This is a genomic window from Dyella sp. GSA-30, assembly GCF_027924605.1.
Classification (GTDB): domain Bacteria; phylum Pseudomonadota; class Gammaproteobacteria; order Xanthomonadales; family Rhodanobacteraceae; genus GSA-30.
Window position 1 is genome coordinate 608,071 of the sequence record NZ_AP027042.1, and the last position, 18,255, is coordinate 626,325.

Annotated in this window: 19 protein-coding genes; 10 read left to right on the forward strand and 9 right to left on the reverse strand. The window is 61.7% G+C overall.

What is annotated here, in order from left to right; genetic code table 11:
• The 8 genes from QMG46_RS02830 to QMG46_RS02865 are packed head-to-tail and all read right to left on the reverse strand — an operon-like array spanning window position 1 to window position 7,431.
• Complete coding sequence (locus QMG46_RS02830) at window positions 1-1,158, reverse strand: hypothetical protein (protein WP_281850942.1); 1,158 nt, start codon at window positions 1,156-1,158, stop codon at window positions 1-3.
• Window positions 1,155-2,108: a glycosyltransferase family 2 protein gene (locus tag QMG46_RS02835; protein ID WP_281850943.1), complete on the reverse strand. Its 954-nt coding sequence runs from the start codon at window positions 2,106-2,108 to the stop codon at window positions 1,155-1,157. The genes QMG46_RS02830 and QMG46_RS02835 overlap by 4 nt, the downstream gene beginning before the upstream one ends.
• Complete coding sequence (locus QMG46_RS02840) at window positions 2,105-3,355, reverse strand: O-antigen translocase (RefSeq protein ID WP_281850944.1); 1,251 nt, start codon at window positions 3,353-3,355, stop codon at window positions 2,105-2,107. Before QMG46_RS02840 ends, QMG46_RS02835 begins: the two co-directional genes overlap by 4 nt.
• Window positions 3,352-4,464 (reverse strand): DegT/DnrJ/EryC1/StrS family aminotransferase, encoded by a 1,113-nt coding sequence (locus QMG46_RS02845; protein WP_281850945.1) that lies wholly within the window; start codon window positions 4,462-4,464, stop codon window positions 3,352-3,354. The genes QMG46_RS02840 and QMG46_RS02845 overlap by 4 nt, the downstream gene beginning before the upstream one ends.
• On the reverse strand, window positions 4,464-5,396 hold the full coding sequence (locus QMG46_RS02850; RefSeq protein ID WP_281850946.1) for a GNAT family N-acetyltransferase: 933 nt from the start codon (window positions 5,394-5,396) through the stop codon (window positions 4,464-4,466). Before QMG46_RS02850 ends, QMG46_RS02845 begins: the two co-directional genes overlap by 1 nt.
• On the reverse strand, window positions 5,383-6,336 hold the full coding sequence (locus QMG46_RS02855) for a glycoside hydrolase family protein (RefSeq protein WP_281850947.1): 954 nt from the start codon (window positions 6,334-6,336) through the stop codon (window positions 5,383-5,385). Before QMG46_RS02855 ends, QMG46_RS02850 begins: the two co-directional genes overlap by 14 nt.
• A gap of 7 nt (window positions 6,337-6,343) precedes the next feature.
• Window positions 6,344-7,009 (reverse strand): acetyltransferase, encoded by a 666-nt coding sequence (locus tag QMG46_RS02860; protein ID WP_281850948.1) that lies wholly within the window; start codon window positions 7,007-7,009, stop codon window positions 6,344-6,346.
• On the reverse strand, window positions 6,994-7,431 hold the full coding sequence (locus QMG46_RS02865) for a sugar 3,4-ketoisomerase (protein ID WP_281850949.1): 438 nt from the start codon (window positions 7,429-7,431) through the stop codon (window positions 6,994-6,996). Before QMG46_RS02865 ends, QMG46_RS02860 begins: the two co-directional genes overlap by 16 nt.
• 245 nt (window positions 7,432-7,676) lie before the next feature.
• Here QMG46_RS02865 and QMG46_RS02870 point away from each other — a divergent pair, with 245 nt between their 5' ends.
• The 9 genes from QMG46_RS02870 to QMG46_RS02910 all read left to right on the forward strand — a co-directional run bounded on the left by QMG46_RS02870 (window position 7,677) and on the right by QMG46_RS02910 (window position 14,956).
• Window positions 7,677-8,348: a cytochrome b gene (locus QMG46_RS02870; protein WP_281850950.1), complete on the forward strand. Its 672-nt coding sequence runs from the start codon at window positions 7,677-7,679 to the stop codon at window positions 8,346-8,348.
• A 95-nt stretch (window positions 8,349-8,443) separates the two neighbouring features.
• Window positions 8,444-9,772: a cytochrome C gene (locus tag QMG46_RS02875; protein WP_281852794.1), complete on the forward strand. Its 1,329-nt coding sequence runs from the start codon at window positions 8,444-8,446 to the stop codon at window positions 9,770-9,772.
• Window positions 9,773-9,844: 72 nt separating this feature from the next.
• Entirely contained in the window at window positions 9,845-10,183 is a 339-nt protein-coding gene (locus tag QMG46_RS02880; RefSeq protein ID WP_281852795.1) for a c-type cytochrome, read from the forward strand.
• 226 nt (window positions 10,184-10,409) lie between these two features.
• A complete protein-coding gene (locus tag QMG46_RS02885; RefSeq protein ID WP_281850951.1) occupies window positions 10,410-11,081 on the forward strand; it encodes a TorF family putative porin in 672 nt (223 codons plus the stop codon).
• Between the two features lie 86 nt (window positions 11,082-11,167).
• Entirely contained in the window at window positions 11,168-11,752 is a 585-nt protein-coding gene (locus QMG46_RS02890) for a sigma-70 family RNA polymerase sigma factor (protein WP_281850952.1), read from the forward strand.
• Window positions 11,749-12,387 carry a zf-HC2 domain-containing protein gene (locus tag QMG46_RS02895; protein ID WP_281850953.1) on the forward strand — a complete coding sequence of 213 codons (639 nt, stop codon included), beginning with the start codon at window positions 11,749-11,751 and terminating at the stop codon, window positions 12,385-12,387. The genes QMG46_RS02890 and QMG46_RS02895 overlap by 4 nt, the downstream gene beginning before the upstream one ends.
• On the forward strand, window positions 12,384-13,703 hold the full coding sequence (locus QMG46_RS02900; RefSeq protein WP_281850954.1) for a S8 family peptidase: 1,320 nt from the start codon (window positions 12,384-12,386) through the stop codon (window positions 13,701-13,703). Before QMG46_RS02895 ends, QMG46_RS02900 begins: the two co-directional genes overlap by 4 nt.
• 9 nt (window positions 13,704-13,712) lie before the next feature.
• Window positions 13,713-14,366: a tetratricopeptide repeat protein gene (locus tag QMG46_RS02905; RefSeq protein WP_281850955.1), complete on the forward strand. Its 654-nt coding sequence runs from the start codon at window positions 13,713-13,715 to the stop codon at window positions 14,364-14,366.
• A 248-nt stretch (window positions 14,367-14,614) separates the two neighbouring features.
• Entirely contained in the window at window positions 14,615-14,956 is a 342-nt protein-coding gene (locus tag QMG46_RS02910; protein WP_281850956.1) for a YkgJ family cysteine cluster protein, read from the forward strand.
• A 97-nt stretch (window positions 14,957-15,053) separates the two neighbouring features.
• Here the strand turns inward: QMG46_RS02910 and QMG46_RS02915 are convergent, their stop codons facing one another.
• Window positions 15,054-16,706 carry a methyl-accepting chemotaxis protein gene (locus tag QMG46_RS02915; RefSeq protein WP_281850957.1) on the reverse strand — a complete coding sequence of 551 codons (1,653 nt, stop codon included), beginning with the start codon at window positions 16,704-16,706 and terminating at the stop codon, window positions 15,054-15,056.
• Between the two features lie 158 nt (window positions 16,707-16,864).
• Here QMG46_RS02915 and QMG46_RS02920 point away from each other — a divergent pair, with 158 nt between their 5' ends.
• Window positions 16,865-18,202, forward strand: a complete 1,338-nt coding sequence (locus QMG46_RS02920) for a glucoamylase family protein (RefSeq protein ID WP_281850958.1) — start codon at window positions 16,865-16,867, stop codon at window positions 18,200-18,202.
• Window positions 18,203-18,255: the final 53 nt, after the last annotated feature.

The window sequence follows — 18,255 nt, forward strand, 5'->3', positions numbered from 1 at the left end:
TCAGAGGCTCGTTGAAAGATGGGCGGGGGCAGGCATCGGCGTGTCGGCTTTTCGATTGGGCAGCAATGCGGCCGCTGTTTGCATTGCCAGACAAAGACCGATGAATGCGACATTCGTCCAGATAAATGCCTGCGGCGCGAATGGCGACATCACGCATACGTAGGAAACACGCAGAAAAATAAGCAGGGGAAACAAAGAGGCCGCGGGCCGAAGGCGCCGCACGCTCCATAGCAACAGGGCATACAGCACCAGGATCGCCACGACCGCCCCCAACGGGCCAAACGCGAGCAGAAAAGGCAGAAACTCCGTGCCCACGTTGATATTGGACGCATCCAGCGGAATATCCGTCCCCGCGGTAGCGATCGAGCCGCTGAACGGAACCACTTGATTGATGAGGAAGCTGGCGTTGGTGTAGTGCTTGGCCACCATTGCGCCAAAGTTGTAGGGGCCGGCGCTGCTATAGAGCAATAGCCACTTGATCCCCTGCGGAGCGGCGCGGTACATCGCACTGAAAGGCAGCGTAACCGTATCGAGCGATCCCGATCGCAGCGCACCCAGTATCGAAAACACGCTGCCGCCGACCAACGCCAGCAGCCCGATCGTCTTCCATGGCAACGGCTTGTTCTCGTCGCGCCGAAACACAATAACCAGTGCGAACGAAAACAATGACGCGAAGATGCGGTTGCGGTCGATCACCAGGATCGGAAACATCACGCCGACGACGATCAACGTGTTGCGGAGCCAGCGCTTTCTTGTGCAGAGCAGCCCGATAACTGGAAGCGTCCAACACATATCGGAGATATGCCGGATATGCTCGCGGCCATTCTCCATCGTCGCGTAAGACGATGGGTTGTCCAGCAGCGGCACGGGGAACAGGGTCAGATCCAGCAGACAGAACAGGACGATCACCGCCGCAAAAATCAACGCAACAAAAGCGTCGCGCGTGCCGGTGTAGCGACGCGCACGGAATTGCGCAATAGCGGGCAAGCGATTGCCCATCACTGCATCGGCAAGCATGACGCCCATGGCAGTAAGCGCCAGCACCAGCATGCCCTCCAGATAGCCGTCAGGCAGATCGTAGGCAAGCAGCGTGAGTCCGCAGGCCAGCAGAAGCGGTAATGCCAGATAGGTCGACGGTAGGCGCAGCAGCCACTTCATACGTGTTCCGCATGCGCGTGTGTCGAAGGAAACCTGAGCTTGGACAACACGGACAGCGCCAGGTATGCCGTCATATGGAAGACCAGAGGACCCACGCGTTGCTGCAGATACGCGATCTTGGCGCCGATGTAATGCGATTGTGCCCGCAACAGGGTTTGATAAGGTTCGTCGAACAGGCACACCCGCCGTAACGCGACCTGACGGGATTCGATCAGATTCACGATGCGGGTTGCGGTATGTCGCGTCTTGCTCAGATTGGTGCCATGCAGGCGATACGCACAGACGCTGACATCGATAAACCCTAGCTCGTCGCGAGCGGCCAGGCGCAGAAACAAGTCCCAGTCGTCAATGCGCAAGCCCTCGCTCCAGCGGGCCACGGTCTCCAGCGCGCTCTTACGAATCAGCGTGACCGGCCCGCCGATCGCCCAGCGCGTGATGACCGCACGGCGTATGCCATCGTCGGAGTCATACAGCCGCTTATCCGCGCCGTGTAGATCGCACATGCCGCTGTCGTGCAGCTTGTTCCCATCCTGATCGATAACCACCGAGTCGCCGATCACCGCACCCTTGCGCGGATGCGCCAGCAGATAGCGAACCTGCGCATCCAGTCCACCGGGCAACAGATAGTCGTCGCTTGCGCCCAGGCGGAAGAACTCGCCACGCGCCCGCGCCGCCAGTTCGTTCAAGGTCGCCGATATGCCCTTGTTCGCCCGACGCACGTACTCGACGGGAATGTACTGACCGTTCCTGGCCACCCATTCGGCAATCAACTCGCCGGTGCCGTCGGTAGACCCGTCGTCGATGATGACGATCTCCTTCGCCGGATAAGGGTCCTCCAGCACGCTGTCCAGGCAACGCTGCACGAAATGTTCGTGGTTGTAGGCCGGTATCAGCACGGACACCAACGGCATCGCCGCGGGACTCTTGGATATGTCGGCAGTTGTCGTCATAACGCCCCCAGATAACGTCGTACGACCAGCACGTTGAAAACCAGGTAGATCAGGTAATTGACCGCAAAGGCGTACATCGCGCCGATCAGTCCGAAATGCGCAGTGAACAGATAGACCAGCAGCAGATAGCTGGCGCCGAAGACGCATTCGGACACGACGAACAGCCGCGTCATGGCCTTGGCCAACATGACGTAGGACAGAATGAACGACGCAATCTTGATGACGTCCCCGAGCAACTGTGGCCCGTAAAGCGCGTTGGCAGAGCTGAAATCCGCGCTGAAGAGCAAACCGGTCACCCAATCTCTAAGCACATACACCACCGCCGCGAGAACAACGACCGCCGGCAACAGATAGCGATAGGCATTGCGCAGCTCAGCCACCAGCGCGCCACGCTCCTGCGTCGACGCCAGCTTGGGCAGGTAGTAGATATTGATGGCGGTGGTGAGAAACAGCAGGTACGCATCGGACACTTTGCTGACCGCCTGCCAGTAACCCACTTGCTCCCAGCCATACTGGGCAGCGAGATGATCACGGACCGCGATATTGATCAGCGGCGGCAGCAACGCCGAGGTGAGCGTCATCATCGAGAACGCCGCCAGCCGCAGCGTCATCTCGCGATCGAAATACATCCGCAGCATGCTGCGCTGGAAATAAGGGCTTCGCCACCACGCCGGCAAGCCGACAATAAGCCATAACACCTGTCCTATCACCAGGGCGAGCAGCGCGCCGTACAGCTGGAGCCATCGCGATAGCCACAACACGATCACGACGCTGAACATCGAGCCGAGCACCTGGATAAATGCCAGCCGGCGCACATCCATGAAACCGTTGATGACTGCCAGGATGTAGTTGACCAGTGCGATGCCAAGCTGCGCCACGGCCAGCACGCGGATCAGCCCCGCGTACTGCGGGTCGCCCAGCAACCAGACAGCAAGCGGCCGGCTGAACAAGAGCGCCGCGCCACCCATCAGGCAGGACGCGCACAGTGCGTACCAGAGCGCGGCCGCGAGAAGCCGCGACAACCGTTGCGGGTCGTTGCGATATTCAGCGACGTACTTGACGATGCCAGCACTGATGCCGCCACCGGCGAGGATCGCCAGCAAGGACATCAGGCTCATGAATTGCCCCAGTTTGCCCACGCCCTCGGGTCCGGCAAACCATGCCACCAGCTTGATCACCACCAGCCCCGCCAACAGCCGTGCGGCGGTGGCAATAGCGGAGTAGAAGCCGGCGCGGACGATGTTCATGTCGGGCACGCGAAGGACTGACAAGCTTCGATTACTCGCTCCACTGCATCCGCACTCAAGGTCGGGCCGATCGGCAGGCTCAGCACCTCGTCGTGCAGGCGCTCCGTTACCGGCAAAGAGAGACCGTGCAGGCCCGGATAGGCCGGCTGCCGGTGTGGCGGTACCGGATAATGCACTTGGCATTGAATGCCATGCGCCTGCATATGCAGCTGCAACGCGTCGCGATGCGCGCTTCGAACGACAAAGAGGTGCCAGACGTGCCGCTCTTCCTGCGCCAACTCGGGCACCTGGATATGCGGATGGCGAATGCCCTCCCGATAACGGCGTGCGACCTGGCGACGCCAGGCGATCTCGTCGTCGAGATAATTCAGCTTCACCCGCAACAAGGCAGCCTGCATTTCGTCGAGCCGTGAATTGACACCCTGATAGAGATGCAGGTACTTCACATCCGATCCATAGTTGCGCAGCGCCGCGATGCGTTTGGCGAGCGCGCTGTCATCGGTGACCACCGCACCGCCATCGCCCAGCGCACCCAGGTTCTTGGTCGGAAAAAAGCTGAAGGCCGCCGCATCGCCGAACGCGCCGGCCTTGCGGCCATCGCTCGTGGCGCCATGCGCTTGGGCAGCGTCTTCGATAAGGAGTAGTCGATGTCGTTGCGCCAACGCGGCCAGTACGGGCATATCCGCCAGCTGGCCATACAGATGCACGGCCATGATCGCGCGGGTACGCGGACCGATGGCAGCTTCCACACAGGCAGGATCGAGATTGAAGCTGATCGGGTCGGGCTCCACTGGAACCGGTACCAGCCGGTTTTCGGTGATCGCCAGAAAGCTGGCGATAAAGGTGTTGCCGGGCACGATCACTTCGTCACCTTCGGCCAGCGCGCCCAGCTCCTTGTAAGCGCGAAGGATCAGCGACAGCGCATCCAGTCCGTTACCCACACCGATCGCATGGCGTGCACCGCTGTATTGGGCGAACTCGCGCTCGAACGCTGCCAGCTCGTCGCCGAGTATGTACCAGCCCGAATCGATCACCCGTGCCGCCGCAGCCTTCAGCTCGTCGGCATAACGGGCATTGACGTCCCTGAGACTGAGAAAGGGTACGTCCATCAGAGCACCCACTCGTAGAAATCGTGCACCACGGCGCGAGCGCCGAAATGTTCCTTCTGCGCGACCAGGCCTTCGTTGAGCACGGCCCCTTGCTGCTCGGTCGAAATGCCAAGGCTCAGGTAACGCCGATCCGCGTACTGGCGATCGATCAGTTCGGCCAGCAACAAGGTCAGCGCATTCAGATGACGCCCTTCCTGCGAAGCGGCCAGGTACTGGGTGTGCACCACGGCGCCGAAATCGTAGACCAGCACACCGGCCAGCAGCACGCCTTCGCGCCGCGCCTCGTGCAAGACGATCTGCCCGGGAAAGCGTGCCTGCAGCAGGTAAAGTTCCTGCAGGCTGTGGGTCGGCGAGACTCCGTGTCGTTGCAGCACCTCGCAAAGCAGCGCGTGGAAATCGTCGAGATGAGCGCCGACCTGGCACTCGATGCCTGCCTTTCTTGCCTTGGCGACGGCACGTTTGCGCCCTTGGTTGAGCTCGAACGGCTCCTGCAGCGCGATGACCGAGGAGAGATCGCGGCGCGTGAGTCGCGCCCCCGACCGGTGCAACGCATACAGGTCTTCTTCGGCGGGATAGGCATGAAAGATGTGTGGTACCGCCTTGTAAACGATGCGCTCCACATCGTTTGCGCGGTAGTGGTCGCCCATCTGCTGAAACACCGCAAGCGTCGACTCGGCACGCAGTGCATGGCTGACAATCAGCCCGGCATAGGTCAAACCGCCGTGGCTGGTCACCTGCCTGTCCCGGACGCTGGCAGGAAAGACAGCCACGATGTCGCCGTCGCGTTCGATCACCAGCGAACAGTCGACGAATCGATCGGCGTGGTAATCCATATAGGGCCGCCGATGCAGCATGTTGCCGTTGCGGGAACGCTCGACCAGCCCGTCCCAGGCTCCAGCGTCGGCGGGCACATAGGGTCTAACGGTGAACATCGGCTTCACCGTCGAAAGTTTCGCTATCGGCTTCGGCCACGCCGAATCCATCCACACCCATGTCGTTCCCGTTGTAGAACATCAGCAGCTTGTCGCGCTGACGTATCAGGGTGGGATAGCAGATGACCCGGGAGTCCCAGCCGCTTGGGGAAAGCGCCAGGCCCAGCGATTCGTCGCGGCGTTCCCAATGCACGCCGTCGTCGCTATGGGCGACTCCGGGAAAATACTCGCCTGTGGTATTGCCGCGCGTGAAGTACATGACGTATTTGTCGCCGCGTCGGTACACGCGCGGTCGTCCGATGCGGTATTCGCTGCCGCGCGGCAGCAGGCAGACACGGTCTTCGCGTGGCAGGTATCTCGGATCGTCCGTTTCCGCGTAGCGAATGTGATAGCGCGGAAAGGGGCGTCCGTCGATGATTTCCCAATCGTCTCCCACCGCGTACCACATGCGCCAGCGGCCATCCTCGCGAATCACCGAATGTACGGCGCCGATCGTGCTGCGGCCTGGCGCGCGATCCAGGATGGGCGTTTCCTGTACGCGCTCGAAGCGTTCGCCCCCATCCTTGGAGATGGCAAGGCCGGTGAAGGCGAGAAACTTGGCCTTGGCAACACGCTGGAAGCCGACATAGAACATGTGCAGGCCGCCGGGCGCATCGATGACATCGCCCAGGATCATTCCATGATCGTCAAAGCAACCGCCCCGACCGATGTCGAGCACGGGTACGGCGCTGACCCGCTCGATCGTCGCAGGGTCGTCGGCACGCACGTCGACATAGCCGATCCGGCTGACGCCATCGGCATCGCGAAAACCCGCATAGACGCGTATCAGCTCATCGTCGAGCCGATACGGCGTCGGCGTAAGCGCCGAATGGCGCATCCAGTCGCCCACGCTGTGCCGCGCGGTTTCGAAGACCAGTCCTCTCTTGTTCCATCCGGGCATGCGCTTTTCAAATGCCTGCATCGAGACTGGATTTGCCGGGCAAGGCGCGCGCCGGCGAACCGACGTAGATCAAGCCCGGCTCCGTATCGCGAGTCACCAGCGCGCCCGAGCCGATCACATTGTCTCGGGCCACTTTCACGCGATCGTTGAAGGTCGCGTTCACGCCGATAAAGCTGCTTTCGCCGATCTCGCAGTACCCCGAAATCACGGCATGCGATGCCACAAAGACGTTGTCGTTCACGACCGTGCGATGCCCCACATGGTTGCCGCTCCACAGCACGCAGTTGTTGCCGATACGAACAAAGGGCTGGATCACATTGCCTTCGAAAATGAAACTGTTTTCGCCCAGCTCCGCATTGCACCACACGAACGCCCGGCTGCTGACATAGGTCGCGAAGCGATAGCCCCTTTGCTTGGCGTCCTGGTAGAGGCGCGTGCGCAGGCGATTGAGTTTGCTCGCTGGAATAGCGACGAAGACCTCGACGTCGCCTGGCGGGTAATGCGTTTCCAGCGTTTCGTAGGGCACGACGGGACGACCGGCCAGGACCGGTTGCGTCAGGTATGCCTGTTCCACGCTGAAGGCGACCACGTCGTAGTCGCTGTCATGCTCGAAGTATTCGCAGGCGATCTGCGCGAACTCGCCGGCGCCGATCAGTACTAGCGGCCGGGCCATGCTGCCGCGCCCTCCCGTTGCAGCGGGGCGCTCGCTTCACGCAGGAAGTCGTCGTAGTTGGCGATGTAATCGGCCGGGTCGTAAAGCTGATCTGCCAGCACCATCAATACGCAGTCTTCGCTGAAGTTGTACAGCTCGCGCCATACCATGCGACCGAGCAGCAAGCCTTGCGACGGATCGTCCAGCACGACCTCGACCGGCCCGGTGCCGTCATCGAGCAGGAACGTGACCGACCCACGCACCGCTACCGCCAGCTGATTGAGATGACGATGCGCGTGCTGGCCGCGATGCACGTCGCGGCTTGTAGCAAACAGGTAATACACGCGCCGGATTTCGAAGGGCACGTTTCGGTCCTGCTCCAAGGCAATGAGCATGCCGCGGCTGTCGCCATGCGATTGCAACTGGATGCGTTCGATTTCCATGTTTTAGGCCACGTTGTCATTGCTTGGAGGACCGCTCTCTGCCTTGAGTGCCGCCTCATTCGCGAAAGGTTGCGTCGTTGTCGACACGTCGCCGGCCGGGCCTACCGGGCGATGCGTCTTTTTATTCCCTCGGCCACGCAACCTTTCCCGGCTTCGTGGGCACTCATGCGCATTGGGCCCCTTTCCGTCTGCGCACGGCGCCAACGCAAGTGCGAAGCGGGTCACGGTTACATAAGGGGATCGGCATGATGACGGCGGCGCGCAAGGGCATCTTGAGCATGGGACTGGAGAAAGAGACTCCACCAAAGGGGACCGGTGACGCGGCATTCGTCGCTGGCGTGGAAGACCCGCTGAACAGCCCGTCCCAGCAACCCACCGAGATCAGCGTGCCTGCACGACCCCGAAAGCTGGTGGTGCTGCATTGGCTCACCGTGTTTTGCCTCATTGCCGCCGTGACATTTATCTTGACCCGCGACCAGATCGACGGGAAAGCGGTGCGGCAATGGTTGCTCGAAGGACACCGTCACTTCGGCTTGTTCGTGCTGATGCTTTTTCTTGCGCGCGTCGGCATTCGCCTCCGGCTGGGAAAACTGCCACACGACGAGCATCTCCCGAAGCTCGTTCGCCTGATGGCCGGTCTGACCCATGTCGCCTTGTATGCGTTGCTGCTCACCCTGCCTTTGCTCGGCTGGGCCTTGAGCAACGCTGAAGGCAAGCCGGTACACCTGCTCGGCCTGACGCTGCCTGCGCTCGTGAGCGCCGACGAGGATCTCGCCGACACCTTGCAGGCGTGGCATCTGAATGCCGCCTGGGTATTGCTTGGACTGGTTTCGCTGCATGTTGCCGCGGCGCTCTGGCACCACTTCGTCCTGCGCGATGAAGTGCTTCGCAGGATGTTGCCCAACCGCCGCCGTTGATCGGCACTGCCGTCGATAGGCATGTCGCCCTCATCCCCGTTGCATCTAATAAAAAGCAAGGAGATCTCATGCTGTCCTTTCTGAACCGACGCACGATGCGACGGCCCAAGAAGATGCTCCTGTGGTGTGGACTGGCGGCGCTCCTGCTGCTGGCCAGCACCGCGGCCCAAGCGATTCCGGCCTTCGCACGACAAACCGGCTCGGCCTGCGCGGACTGCCATGCCGGCTCCTATGGCCCCCTTCTCACGCCCTACGGCATGCGCTTCAAGCTCAATGGCTATACCGATACGGATGGGCATGGCGTCAAGATTCCGCTCGCCGGCCAGCTGACGGAGACACACAGCGCGCCCGCGCGTGGCCCCAGCAGCACCGCCCTGACCGAAGCCGACCTTTACATCGCCGGGCGCATCTCCGACCAGTTTGGTGGCTATGCCAAGGTCGAGGCGGACTACGCCGGACGCAACAATACGTACAACACCCGGCTCAGCTATCTCGATCTGCGCTTTGTGGCCAAGGAGCTCAAGCTCGGCGGCAAGGACTTCACGCTCGGCGTCAGCGTCAACAACAACCCGGGCTTCGACGATCCGGTCGACGTGCTCCCAGCGGCAAACAGTATCGGAGCAGTCACCGGAAGTGGACCTACAGGCACTTTTCTTGGTCTGTCCGGCCCCAACAACGGGGCCAACCGCGTGATCGGCGCCAACGTCTACGGTCTGTACGACGCCAATTGGTATGGTGAAGTCGGCACGTATACAACGCTGCCGACCTCAACGCAGGATCGTCTCGGTTACGACATCTCCGGCGACCCCGGCAAGATCAGCGATACCGGCTACTTCCGCTTCGCATACATGAAAGACATGAAGCGGCAGTTCTTTTCGGTCGGCGTGGTCGGCTTGACGACCAAGCGCCAACTGCCTCGCACTGCTCCCAGCGACAGTCTGTTCGACCTGGGCTACGACCTGTCCTATCAGTTCATCGGCAATCGGGACAACATCGTCCAGCTGTCGTACGTCAATATTCTCGAGAAGCGCAAATACGGCACCACCCCGGTCGGCCCTACCGGCCTCATCGCCTTGCCACGAGGCGCACTGCACGACGAGATCCTGAGCGCCACTTACACGTTCAAGCAGGCTTATGGCCTGCAAGTGGCGCACACGCAGAGCAACGGCACCCGCGATGCGGTTCGATTCGGTCCCTTCGGCAATCCCGATACCACGGCCAACCTCATCACCTTGTTCTGGACACCGTTCGGCCGCGAGGACTCGTTCACCTCGATCGCCAACCTCAAGCTTTCGGCCACCTGGTTCCGCTTCACCAAGTTCAACGGCGTGACGAACAACATCTTCGGCGTTCCGTTCGGTGCGGTGCAGACCAAGCCCGGCGATCTGAACGCGTTCTCGGTTTCGGCAAGCGTAGCGTTCTAACACCTCGCAAAGGAGTCAACAGTGACGAAGTTATTTTTGGGGCTGTGCACCGCAACGCTGGTTCTTGGTTGGGTGCTGGCCTCCCCCCTCGCGCGGGCCGGCGATGCCTCCGCAGGGTCGGATGTCTTCAAGACCGAATGCTCGGAGTGTCACAGCATCAAGGAGGGGCGCAACAAGAAAGGTCCCAGTCTTTTCGGTGTGGTGGGACGCAAGGCGGCGACGATATCCGACTATGAGTACTCCGACGCCCTGCGCTCAAAAACGGACTGGGTCTGGACACCGGAAAAGCTGCACAGTTATCTGTCGCAACCGGCCAAGCAGGCCGATCCGGGTACCAAAATGAAATACGATGGCCTCAGCGACGCCAAGCAACTGGATGATCTGATTTCTTATCTGAGCACCGTTCACTGATGATGAAGTGATGTTGCACAGCCAATCCCGGGTCTGTGTTTATGGGATGCGCCTTGCCGCGACGGTTCACCGCCGCGGCAAGGCGTTTGTGCGACTGGAGGGACACTCGGAAAACTTACCACTCGCCATCCCGGCGCAGGCCAGGATGGCAAAGGGGACTGGCATTATTCGTGGTCTTCCGCATCGACGTCGGGCCACGCTTGTCGTTTGTGCCTTGATGGGCTTCATGGCATTGCCGGCGCATGCGCAGTCGACCGGCATCAACGGGACCATCGCACTCAGTTCGCAACTGGTCGATCGCGGCCAGGCCATAACGCCCTCCACGCCGGTGCTGCAGAGCGCGCTGTCGTGGACCTCTGCCTCAGGCTGGTCGCTGGGTGTGTCGGGCAGCACTGAAGTACGTTCGCCGGATCACGTGGTCGAGGCCCTGGCACAGGTATCGCGCTATTGGTCGCTGTCCAACGACTGGCAGATGCAGACCGGCCTGCTTTACTACAGCTACCCCGGCAACAGCCGTTCCAGCGTCTATAACCGCGCCGAGCTGGGCGTCAGCTGGATATACCGCGATGTGCTGACATTCGGGTTATCGGCCGCGCATGTCTTTCGTACCGGCAACCAGCGCCCGCGAACGGCTGCCGACGTCGACTTTCACTGGCCACTGGTCTGGGATGTTTCGCTGTCGGCCGGGGCTGGCATCGCCGAAACGCTGATCGCCCCCCGCCCCCCTTATACCTACGACCACCCCAGCCACTACAAGTACGGCCATGTCGGCCTGGTCTGGCGGCGTGGCCCCTGGCAGATGGAGCTGGAGCATATCCAGACCGACCCGGGAACGGTCGGACGGCGAGGCACCCCCGACGTCTCACCCTGGGTTGCGACAGCGTCCTGGTCGTTCTGACCGCTCCTCTCATTTAGATACAACCTTTTTGCTTCGAACGGGTACTTACGCAGGTAACTCGCTCCCACCCGCCTGCTTGCGACCCTATGAACGAAGCCGATATCGACGCCGACGCGACCGACCGCATGCTGCTCCAACGCATGTCGGCGGGCGATCGCACCGCGCTGTCGGTGCTTTATCGCAGCTACCACGGGCGGCTTTGCCGCTTCCTGTCCCGCCTGACCCGTCGTCCCGACGTGATCGAAGAAGTGATCAACGATTGCTTCTGGATCGCATGGCAGAAGGCCGGCAACTTCCACGGCGACTCACGCGTTTCCACCTGGATCATGGGCATTGCCTATCGCTGCGGCCTCAAGGCTTTGCGGCAGCACGGCGACGAACCCGTGGACGACGACGCCATACCCGAAGACCGCACACCTGCCCACGATCCGGGCGAGGATCGCGAGCTGCGCGACTGGCTGGGCAAGGGTCTGGATCGTCTATCGGTAGATCAGCGGGTCGTGATCGAACTGGTTTATGGCGTGGGGCATTCGCTGGACGATGTGGCGGTCATCATGCAGTGCCCGGTTGGCACGGTGAAGGCACGCCTGTTCCACGCACGCGTTAAACTGCGCAACGTACTGCCGGCCCTGGCCGGCGAATCACGCGCCACCAAGGAGAGCGTGTCATGACGTTCCCGACGGGTTCCGGCAGGGACTGTGCCCGTGCCTGGGAGGCGATGCCCTGGGTGCTGCAGCAGAGCGCGACGCACGAGCAAAGCCACTGGCTGATGGATCACCTGGCCGATTGCGAATCGTGCCGTGCGGAGTTCGAGCAGCAGAGTCGCTTGCGGCGTGCCATGTCGTTGCCCTCGGACATCGCCATCGACGCCAACGTCGGTTTGAAGCGCTTGCTCGCTCGCCTCGATGCGCCCGAGCCGCAAGTCGTACCGCTGCGCGCTCGCTCGGCGGGCTGGCTGACGCGCTCACTGGTCGCCGCGGTACTGATTCAGGCGCTGGGTATCGGCGCGCTAGGCATGAAGCTATGGTCGGAGAGCGATAGCTCGATGTACCACACGCTCAGCCAGGACAACTCGTCTCCCGCGCCGCCGGGGGCGATCCATGTCGTGCCCGATGCAACCATGAAGCTTGCCGACTGGAACGCACTGCTGCGCACGCTTCAATTGCAGGTCGTCGGAGGCCCCAATGACGTGGGTGCCTATACGGTCGTGCCGACCCACTCGGCGTCGACATCACGGACTACGTTGCAGCAACTTCGCGCAACACGGGGTATCCGTCTGGCAGAGCCTGTTACCGATACCCCATGAAGTACGCGGTACTCATGCTCGCCGGATGGGCCTTGGCTCTGGGCGGCTGCGCGTCGTCACGCCCCAACACCACCCCGGACGACCATGCAGGTCTGGCTCGTCCGTCCGTCGATCATGTGTCGTCGATGAACCCTCAGCGCGATATCGTGGTGGCTGTTGCCAACCCGCTCGCACCGCCGTCCACGCATGCCGGCTCCAGCCTGCTCGGCTATACGCCATCGGCGAACTACGGTGCCGGGCAGCGCGCGATTTCCGTCCTGGCGTCATTGAAAAAAACCTACGGTCTGCGCGAAGTCACCGGCTGGCCGATCAAGGCGCTGCAAGTCTATTGCGTCGTGCTGCAACCGCCGCCCGAAGCGGATCGGGATGCCTTGATCAAGGCACTCGCCAAGGACGAACGAGTGCAACTGGCGCAACCGCTGCAGGACTACTCGGTTTATTCCGATACAACGAATCCGAATAAATCGGCGGACGCGCATCACTACAACGACCCCTATGCCGATCTGCAACGCGGCTTCGTCGAAACCGACGCCGCGCTGGCGCACAACCTCAGCCAGGGCGACGGCGTGCATGTGGCCATCGTCGATACCGGTGTGGATACGACACACCCCGACTTGCTCGGGCGCGTTCGCGATACGGCCAACGAAGTCGACGACGATACCGCGGCATTCCGCCACGATCACCACGGCACCGAAGTGGCCGGCATCATCGCCGCGGTCGGCGACAATCGCCAGGGCATCGTGGGTATCGCGCCCAAGGCCGTGTTGAGCGTCTACAAGGCATGCTGGTATGCGCCAGACAACAGTGCGGGCGCCCATTGCAACTCCTTCACGTTGGCCAAGGCGCTGGCGGCATTGATCGATACGGATACGCGCATCATCAACCTCAGTCTGGGCGGCCCTGCCGACCCGCTGTTGAACAGGCTGCTGGAGCAGTTGCTGAGCCAGGGCCGCATCGTGATCGCGGCCATGCCTCCGGACGGGAACGCCAACGGCTTTCCGGGCAGCGCACCCGGGGTGATCGTGGTGCGATCGAGCAATCCATCGGCCGCACCACCGGGCATCGTGAGCGCACCGGGGAACGACATCCTGACGACCCAGCCCAGCGGCGGATACGACTTCACCTCCGGCTCGTCCATGGCGGCGGCGCACGTCAGCGGCATCGCCGCCTTGCTGCTGTCGATCGCACCGAAGCTCGATGCACGCACGCTGCATGATTTGCTGATTCAGAGCAGCAAGGTTTCCAACGGCGTGCTTCAGGTAAATGCGGCATCCGCGGTCGCCGCTTTGCGTAATCAACAGAAGATCAAACCCTGAGCGATGAACATGACTTTCTACGTCATCGCCGCGGCGATGATCGCGTTGGCGCTGTTTGCGTTGATCTATCCGCTGATAAAAGCGAATCGCCGGCATCAGCACTCGCAAAATCTACTCGCCACGATCGTCGCCATCGCGGTGCTGCTGCCGGCGGCTGCGATCTATCTCTATGCACACCTCGGCTCGCCGGCTGCGCTGGACGAGAGCGCTCGCAACATCACGATCGGGGCATCCGTCGAACGGAAACAGCAGGACATCCAGAAGTGGCTGGATAAGGCTCACGAAGACGACGTGGCTCAACGAGTCGGGGAAGCACGCGACGCCTATGCACAGGTATTGACGCTGGACCCGCAAAACACTGTCGCCATGGTCGGCTGGGTCGAGGCCGATATGTCGCAGCAAGCCGGCTATGCCGTCGACACCGCCGCGCGCCGGCTACTCGAACAGGCGATCGCGCTCGACCCGGACAATCAACGTGCGCTCTGGTTGGTCGGCATCAGCCAGTTCCAGCAAAAAGACTATGCCGCCGCGTCCGCCACCTGGCGGCATCTGCTGCAGCTCCTGGATGCCGGCACCGACCTGGCGCAGTCCGTCACGCAGCAAATTGCGATCGCCGATGAAAAGGCGAATCTCGCACATAGCGGCCTGAAATCCCTCCGCTAGCGGCACAAATCGCCCGTATTCACCTCAATTGACACATTCTTTCCGTGGTAGCCGTTATGCTGCACGCGGATTGTTTCTCGTTTGCCGCCAAACCATGGCGACGAGCGCATGACATGCTCCAGGCCAAATCCAAGTGCCCGGGGGCCACCAAGGCTTGGTGGCTACCTCAGTGACCTGACGCCCACCGAGTTCCGACCATCGCGAACCGGCGACCTTTTTTGTGCGGCAGTGAACGCGAGTCGAACGTTATGAGCATTTCCCCTGATCCCTACGCCGAGAGCGTCGATCCGTCCGTGCAGTGCAGCGACTGTGAGGCCGTTTGCTGCCGGCTGACCGTTGTACTGATGCCAGAGGATCATGTGCCCGGGTGGCTGGTCCATCGCGATGAAAAAGGCATGGAAACGCTCGCCAAGGGCCGTGATGGTTGGTGCAAGGCGGTGGATCCCAATACCTCACGCTGCACGATCTACGAACAACGCCCGGAGATCTGCCGCAAGTTCGCGATGGGCAGCCCAGGGTGCCGCGATGAACGCGAGCGGTGGTTTGATCGATCTGCTTTTCCGACGCGCACTGTGTTGAGCAATTGCTGATGGTGTGTCAAAAACCTCGCCTACTCGTCATCCCGGCGTAGGCCGGAAGCGCTTTGCAACAGCGAAGCTGGTCACCCATCCCTCAGTCATCGGCTTATTAGACAGCGTGTGGCAAGTAACTACGCTGAGGAATCGCTTCCGGCTTTCGCCGGAATGACGATGAAGGTTGAGGTTGTTCGATGTGCACCTCAACGGGTGCGGCCACCTCATCATGTGAAGACCGAAAGAACGCCACCTGCCGCGTCAAATCAAGCGCGAGCTCAAGCGACGTACGACTGGCGGCGCTGGCCTGTTCGGCCAATGCGGCGTTCTGCTGGGTCACATCGTCCAGCGCGGTAATCGCATCGCTGACCTGCGCAATTCCCGCTGACTGCTGCTGCGACGCCGCGGCAATCTCGGCCACGATATCGGCAACACGCTTGACTCCGCCATGGATGCCTTGCAGCGATGCTCCGGTGCGCTGCACGAGCTCGGCACCGGTCGTCACGCGATCGCTGGCATCGGCGATCATCGCCTTGATATCGCGTGCGGCCGTCGCGCTGCGATGCGCGAGTTGGCGCACCTCAGTGGCCACGACGGCGAAGCCGCGGCCTTGCTCGCCCGCGCGCGCCGCTTCTACGGCGGCGTTCAGCGCAAGAATATTCGTCTGAAACGCGATGCCGTCGATCAGCGTGGCGACCTCGGCAACGTTCTGGCTGGCCGTCAGAATCTGCGCCATCGCATCGGTGGCCGACTGCGCTACCAGCGCGCCCTGCTCGGCATCGCCACGCAAGGCCCTGGTCAACTCGCTTGCCGCCAGTGCGCCTTCCGCGTTTTGCCTGACCGAAGCCGACATCTCATCCATCGAGCTTGCCGTTTCTTCCAGCGACGCGGCCTGCTCCTGCGTCCGACGGGAAAGATCGTCGATGCCCTGGGCGATATCGCGCACCGCCAGACTCATTTGTTCGGCGTTGCCACGCACGCGACCGACCACCGTCGTAAGCGTCCTGTCCATCGAGGCGAGCGACTGCAAGGTATCGCTCAGCTCGTCGTTGCCGGCAATGACCAGTTCGTTATCGAGCGTACCGGCGCTGATGCTGGCCGCCAGTTGACGGGCACTGAAAAGGGGCGCCATGACCGCACGAACAAGCAGCAGGCTGGCGATCAGCAGGACGACCATCCCGATCAGTATCGTCGCGATGCTTATGTAGACCGTGCGCTTGTGACGCTGCTGTGCGGCGGCGTATTGCTCACCGGCCTGTTTGGCGTTGAACGTGACGTTGCGCAGAATGGCCACGCTTTCCACGTCGAACGCTGACGCCAGTTCATGCAGCGCGAGCGCCGACGCCTCATCGCGGTGCCCCGCGGCCAGCAAGGCGAGACTCCGGGTCACCAGCGGCGCTGCCACGACACGCGCATCGGTAAACGGCTTGGCCACCGCCAGGCCCTCGGGCGAGTCCGCTTGCAGTTTCAGGTACGCCTGCCAACGGGTGTCCATGTCCTGCTCGATCGCCGCCACTTTCCGCATCGCGTCGTTCGCTGCGTCGACCGTGCCGAACAGCAATGCCCGGCTGACCGTACCGCGCTCGGTGGCGATCGCGGCGCGAACATCGCCCACCTGCGCGACCGGCAGCAGGTTGCGATGGAAAATATGGTCCAGGTCGTCGAACGTATGATCGAGCGCCGCCAGGCCGATACCGCCCACGATGATCGCGATAGCAAAGCCCGATGCCATCGTGGCTAGGATCTTGAGCTTGACGGTGAAACGCATGGCCGACTCCCCTGGTGTCACAGGGATATCGACCCACGGCATTCGGGCTGTAACCATAGCTGATATGCGTGTTTTGCATCACGTGACACTAACCGCTCAACCGGCATGCTTTGCTCCCGCTGATTCTTCGCACATCAGCTGCAACGCATAGGCCGACAATGCTCCTGCGTCATCGCACGGAAACCCAGGACCTGCTGTCCATCCAGGAAAAAGCGTTCGCTTACTTCCTGTCCGAAAGCCACCCTGAAACCGGTCTCGTGCGCGACAAGAACGCACCGGGTTGGCCCGCCAGTATTGCAGCCACCGGCCTGGCGCTGGCGTGTTATCCGGTGGCGGTCGAACGCGGCATGATGACGGCCGATGCGGCTGTGGAACGCACGCTGGCCGTACTCAGATTTTTCTGGAACAGCAAGCAAGGCCCCGAGCCGGATGTCACCGGTCACCGCGGCTTTTATTATCACTTTCTCGACATGGCTACCGGCACGCGCGCCTGGCAATGTGAGTTGTCCACCGTCGATAGCGCCTTCCTGCTTGCGGGCATGCTGACCGCGGCTGCGTATTTCAGCGACGACAGTGCCGATCACCGCGAGATTCGCCGGCTGGCCGAAGCGCTTTATCGTCGCGCCGATTGGCCGTGGCTAGTGGGCGAGAGCGGAACGATACGCCACGGCTGGAAGCCGGAAAGCGGGTTCCTGCACTTTTATTGGGAAGGTTACGACGAGGCCCTGCTGCTGTATGTGCTGGCCCTAGGCTCACCGAGCCACCCCATTCCCGCCGCGTCGTACCAGGCCTGGACGTCAACCTACGAATGGAAGCGCTGCTACGACCTGGATTATCTCTATTGCGGTCCACTGTTCACACACCAGCTGTCGCATGTCTGGATCGACTTTCGCGGCATCCAGGATGCTTTCATGCAGACCCAAGGCATCGACTACGCGGAAAACAGCCGCCGTGCATCGCTGATCCAGCAACGCTATGCGATCGACAATCCCCTTGGCTACAGGGGTTATGGCGCCGAGGCCTGGGGCATTACCGCCAGCGATGGGCCCGGCCCGTCCACGCGCCGCATCGCGGGCATCGTCCGGCGTTTCTACGACTACGAAGGACGCGGCGCACCGTATGGCCTCGACGACGGCACGCTTTCGCCGTGGGCAGTCGTTGCCTCATTGACGTTCGCGCCGGAGATCGTACTGCCATCGATTCACCACTACGTCCACACGCTGCAGATACACGATTGTCATGAGTACGGCTTCAGGGCGAGCTTCAATGCCACCTATCCTGGCAGCCACGCGCGTTGCGGCTGGATATCGCCGTGGCATTTCGGACTGAACCTGGGGCCGATCGTGTTGATGACCGAGAATCATCTCAGCGGGATGGTCTGGCAGCTCACCAAGAACTGTTCGTGGTTTGTGGACGGGTTGCGGCGCGCTGGTTTTCAGGGCGAGTGGCTTGGGGCTGGGCAGCAGAGCATCGCGACTGAAGGGAACCTCGAATAACCTCAGTTTTGTCGTCATCCCGGCGAAGGCCGGAATGACGAATAGGAAAGGCT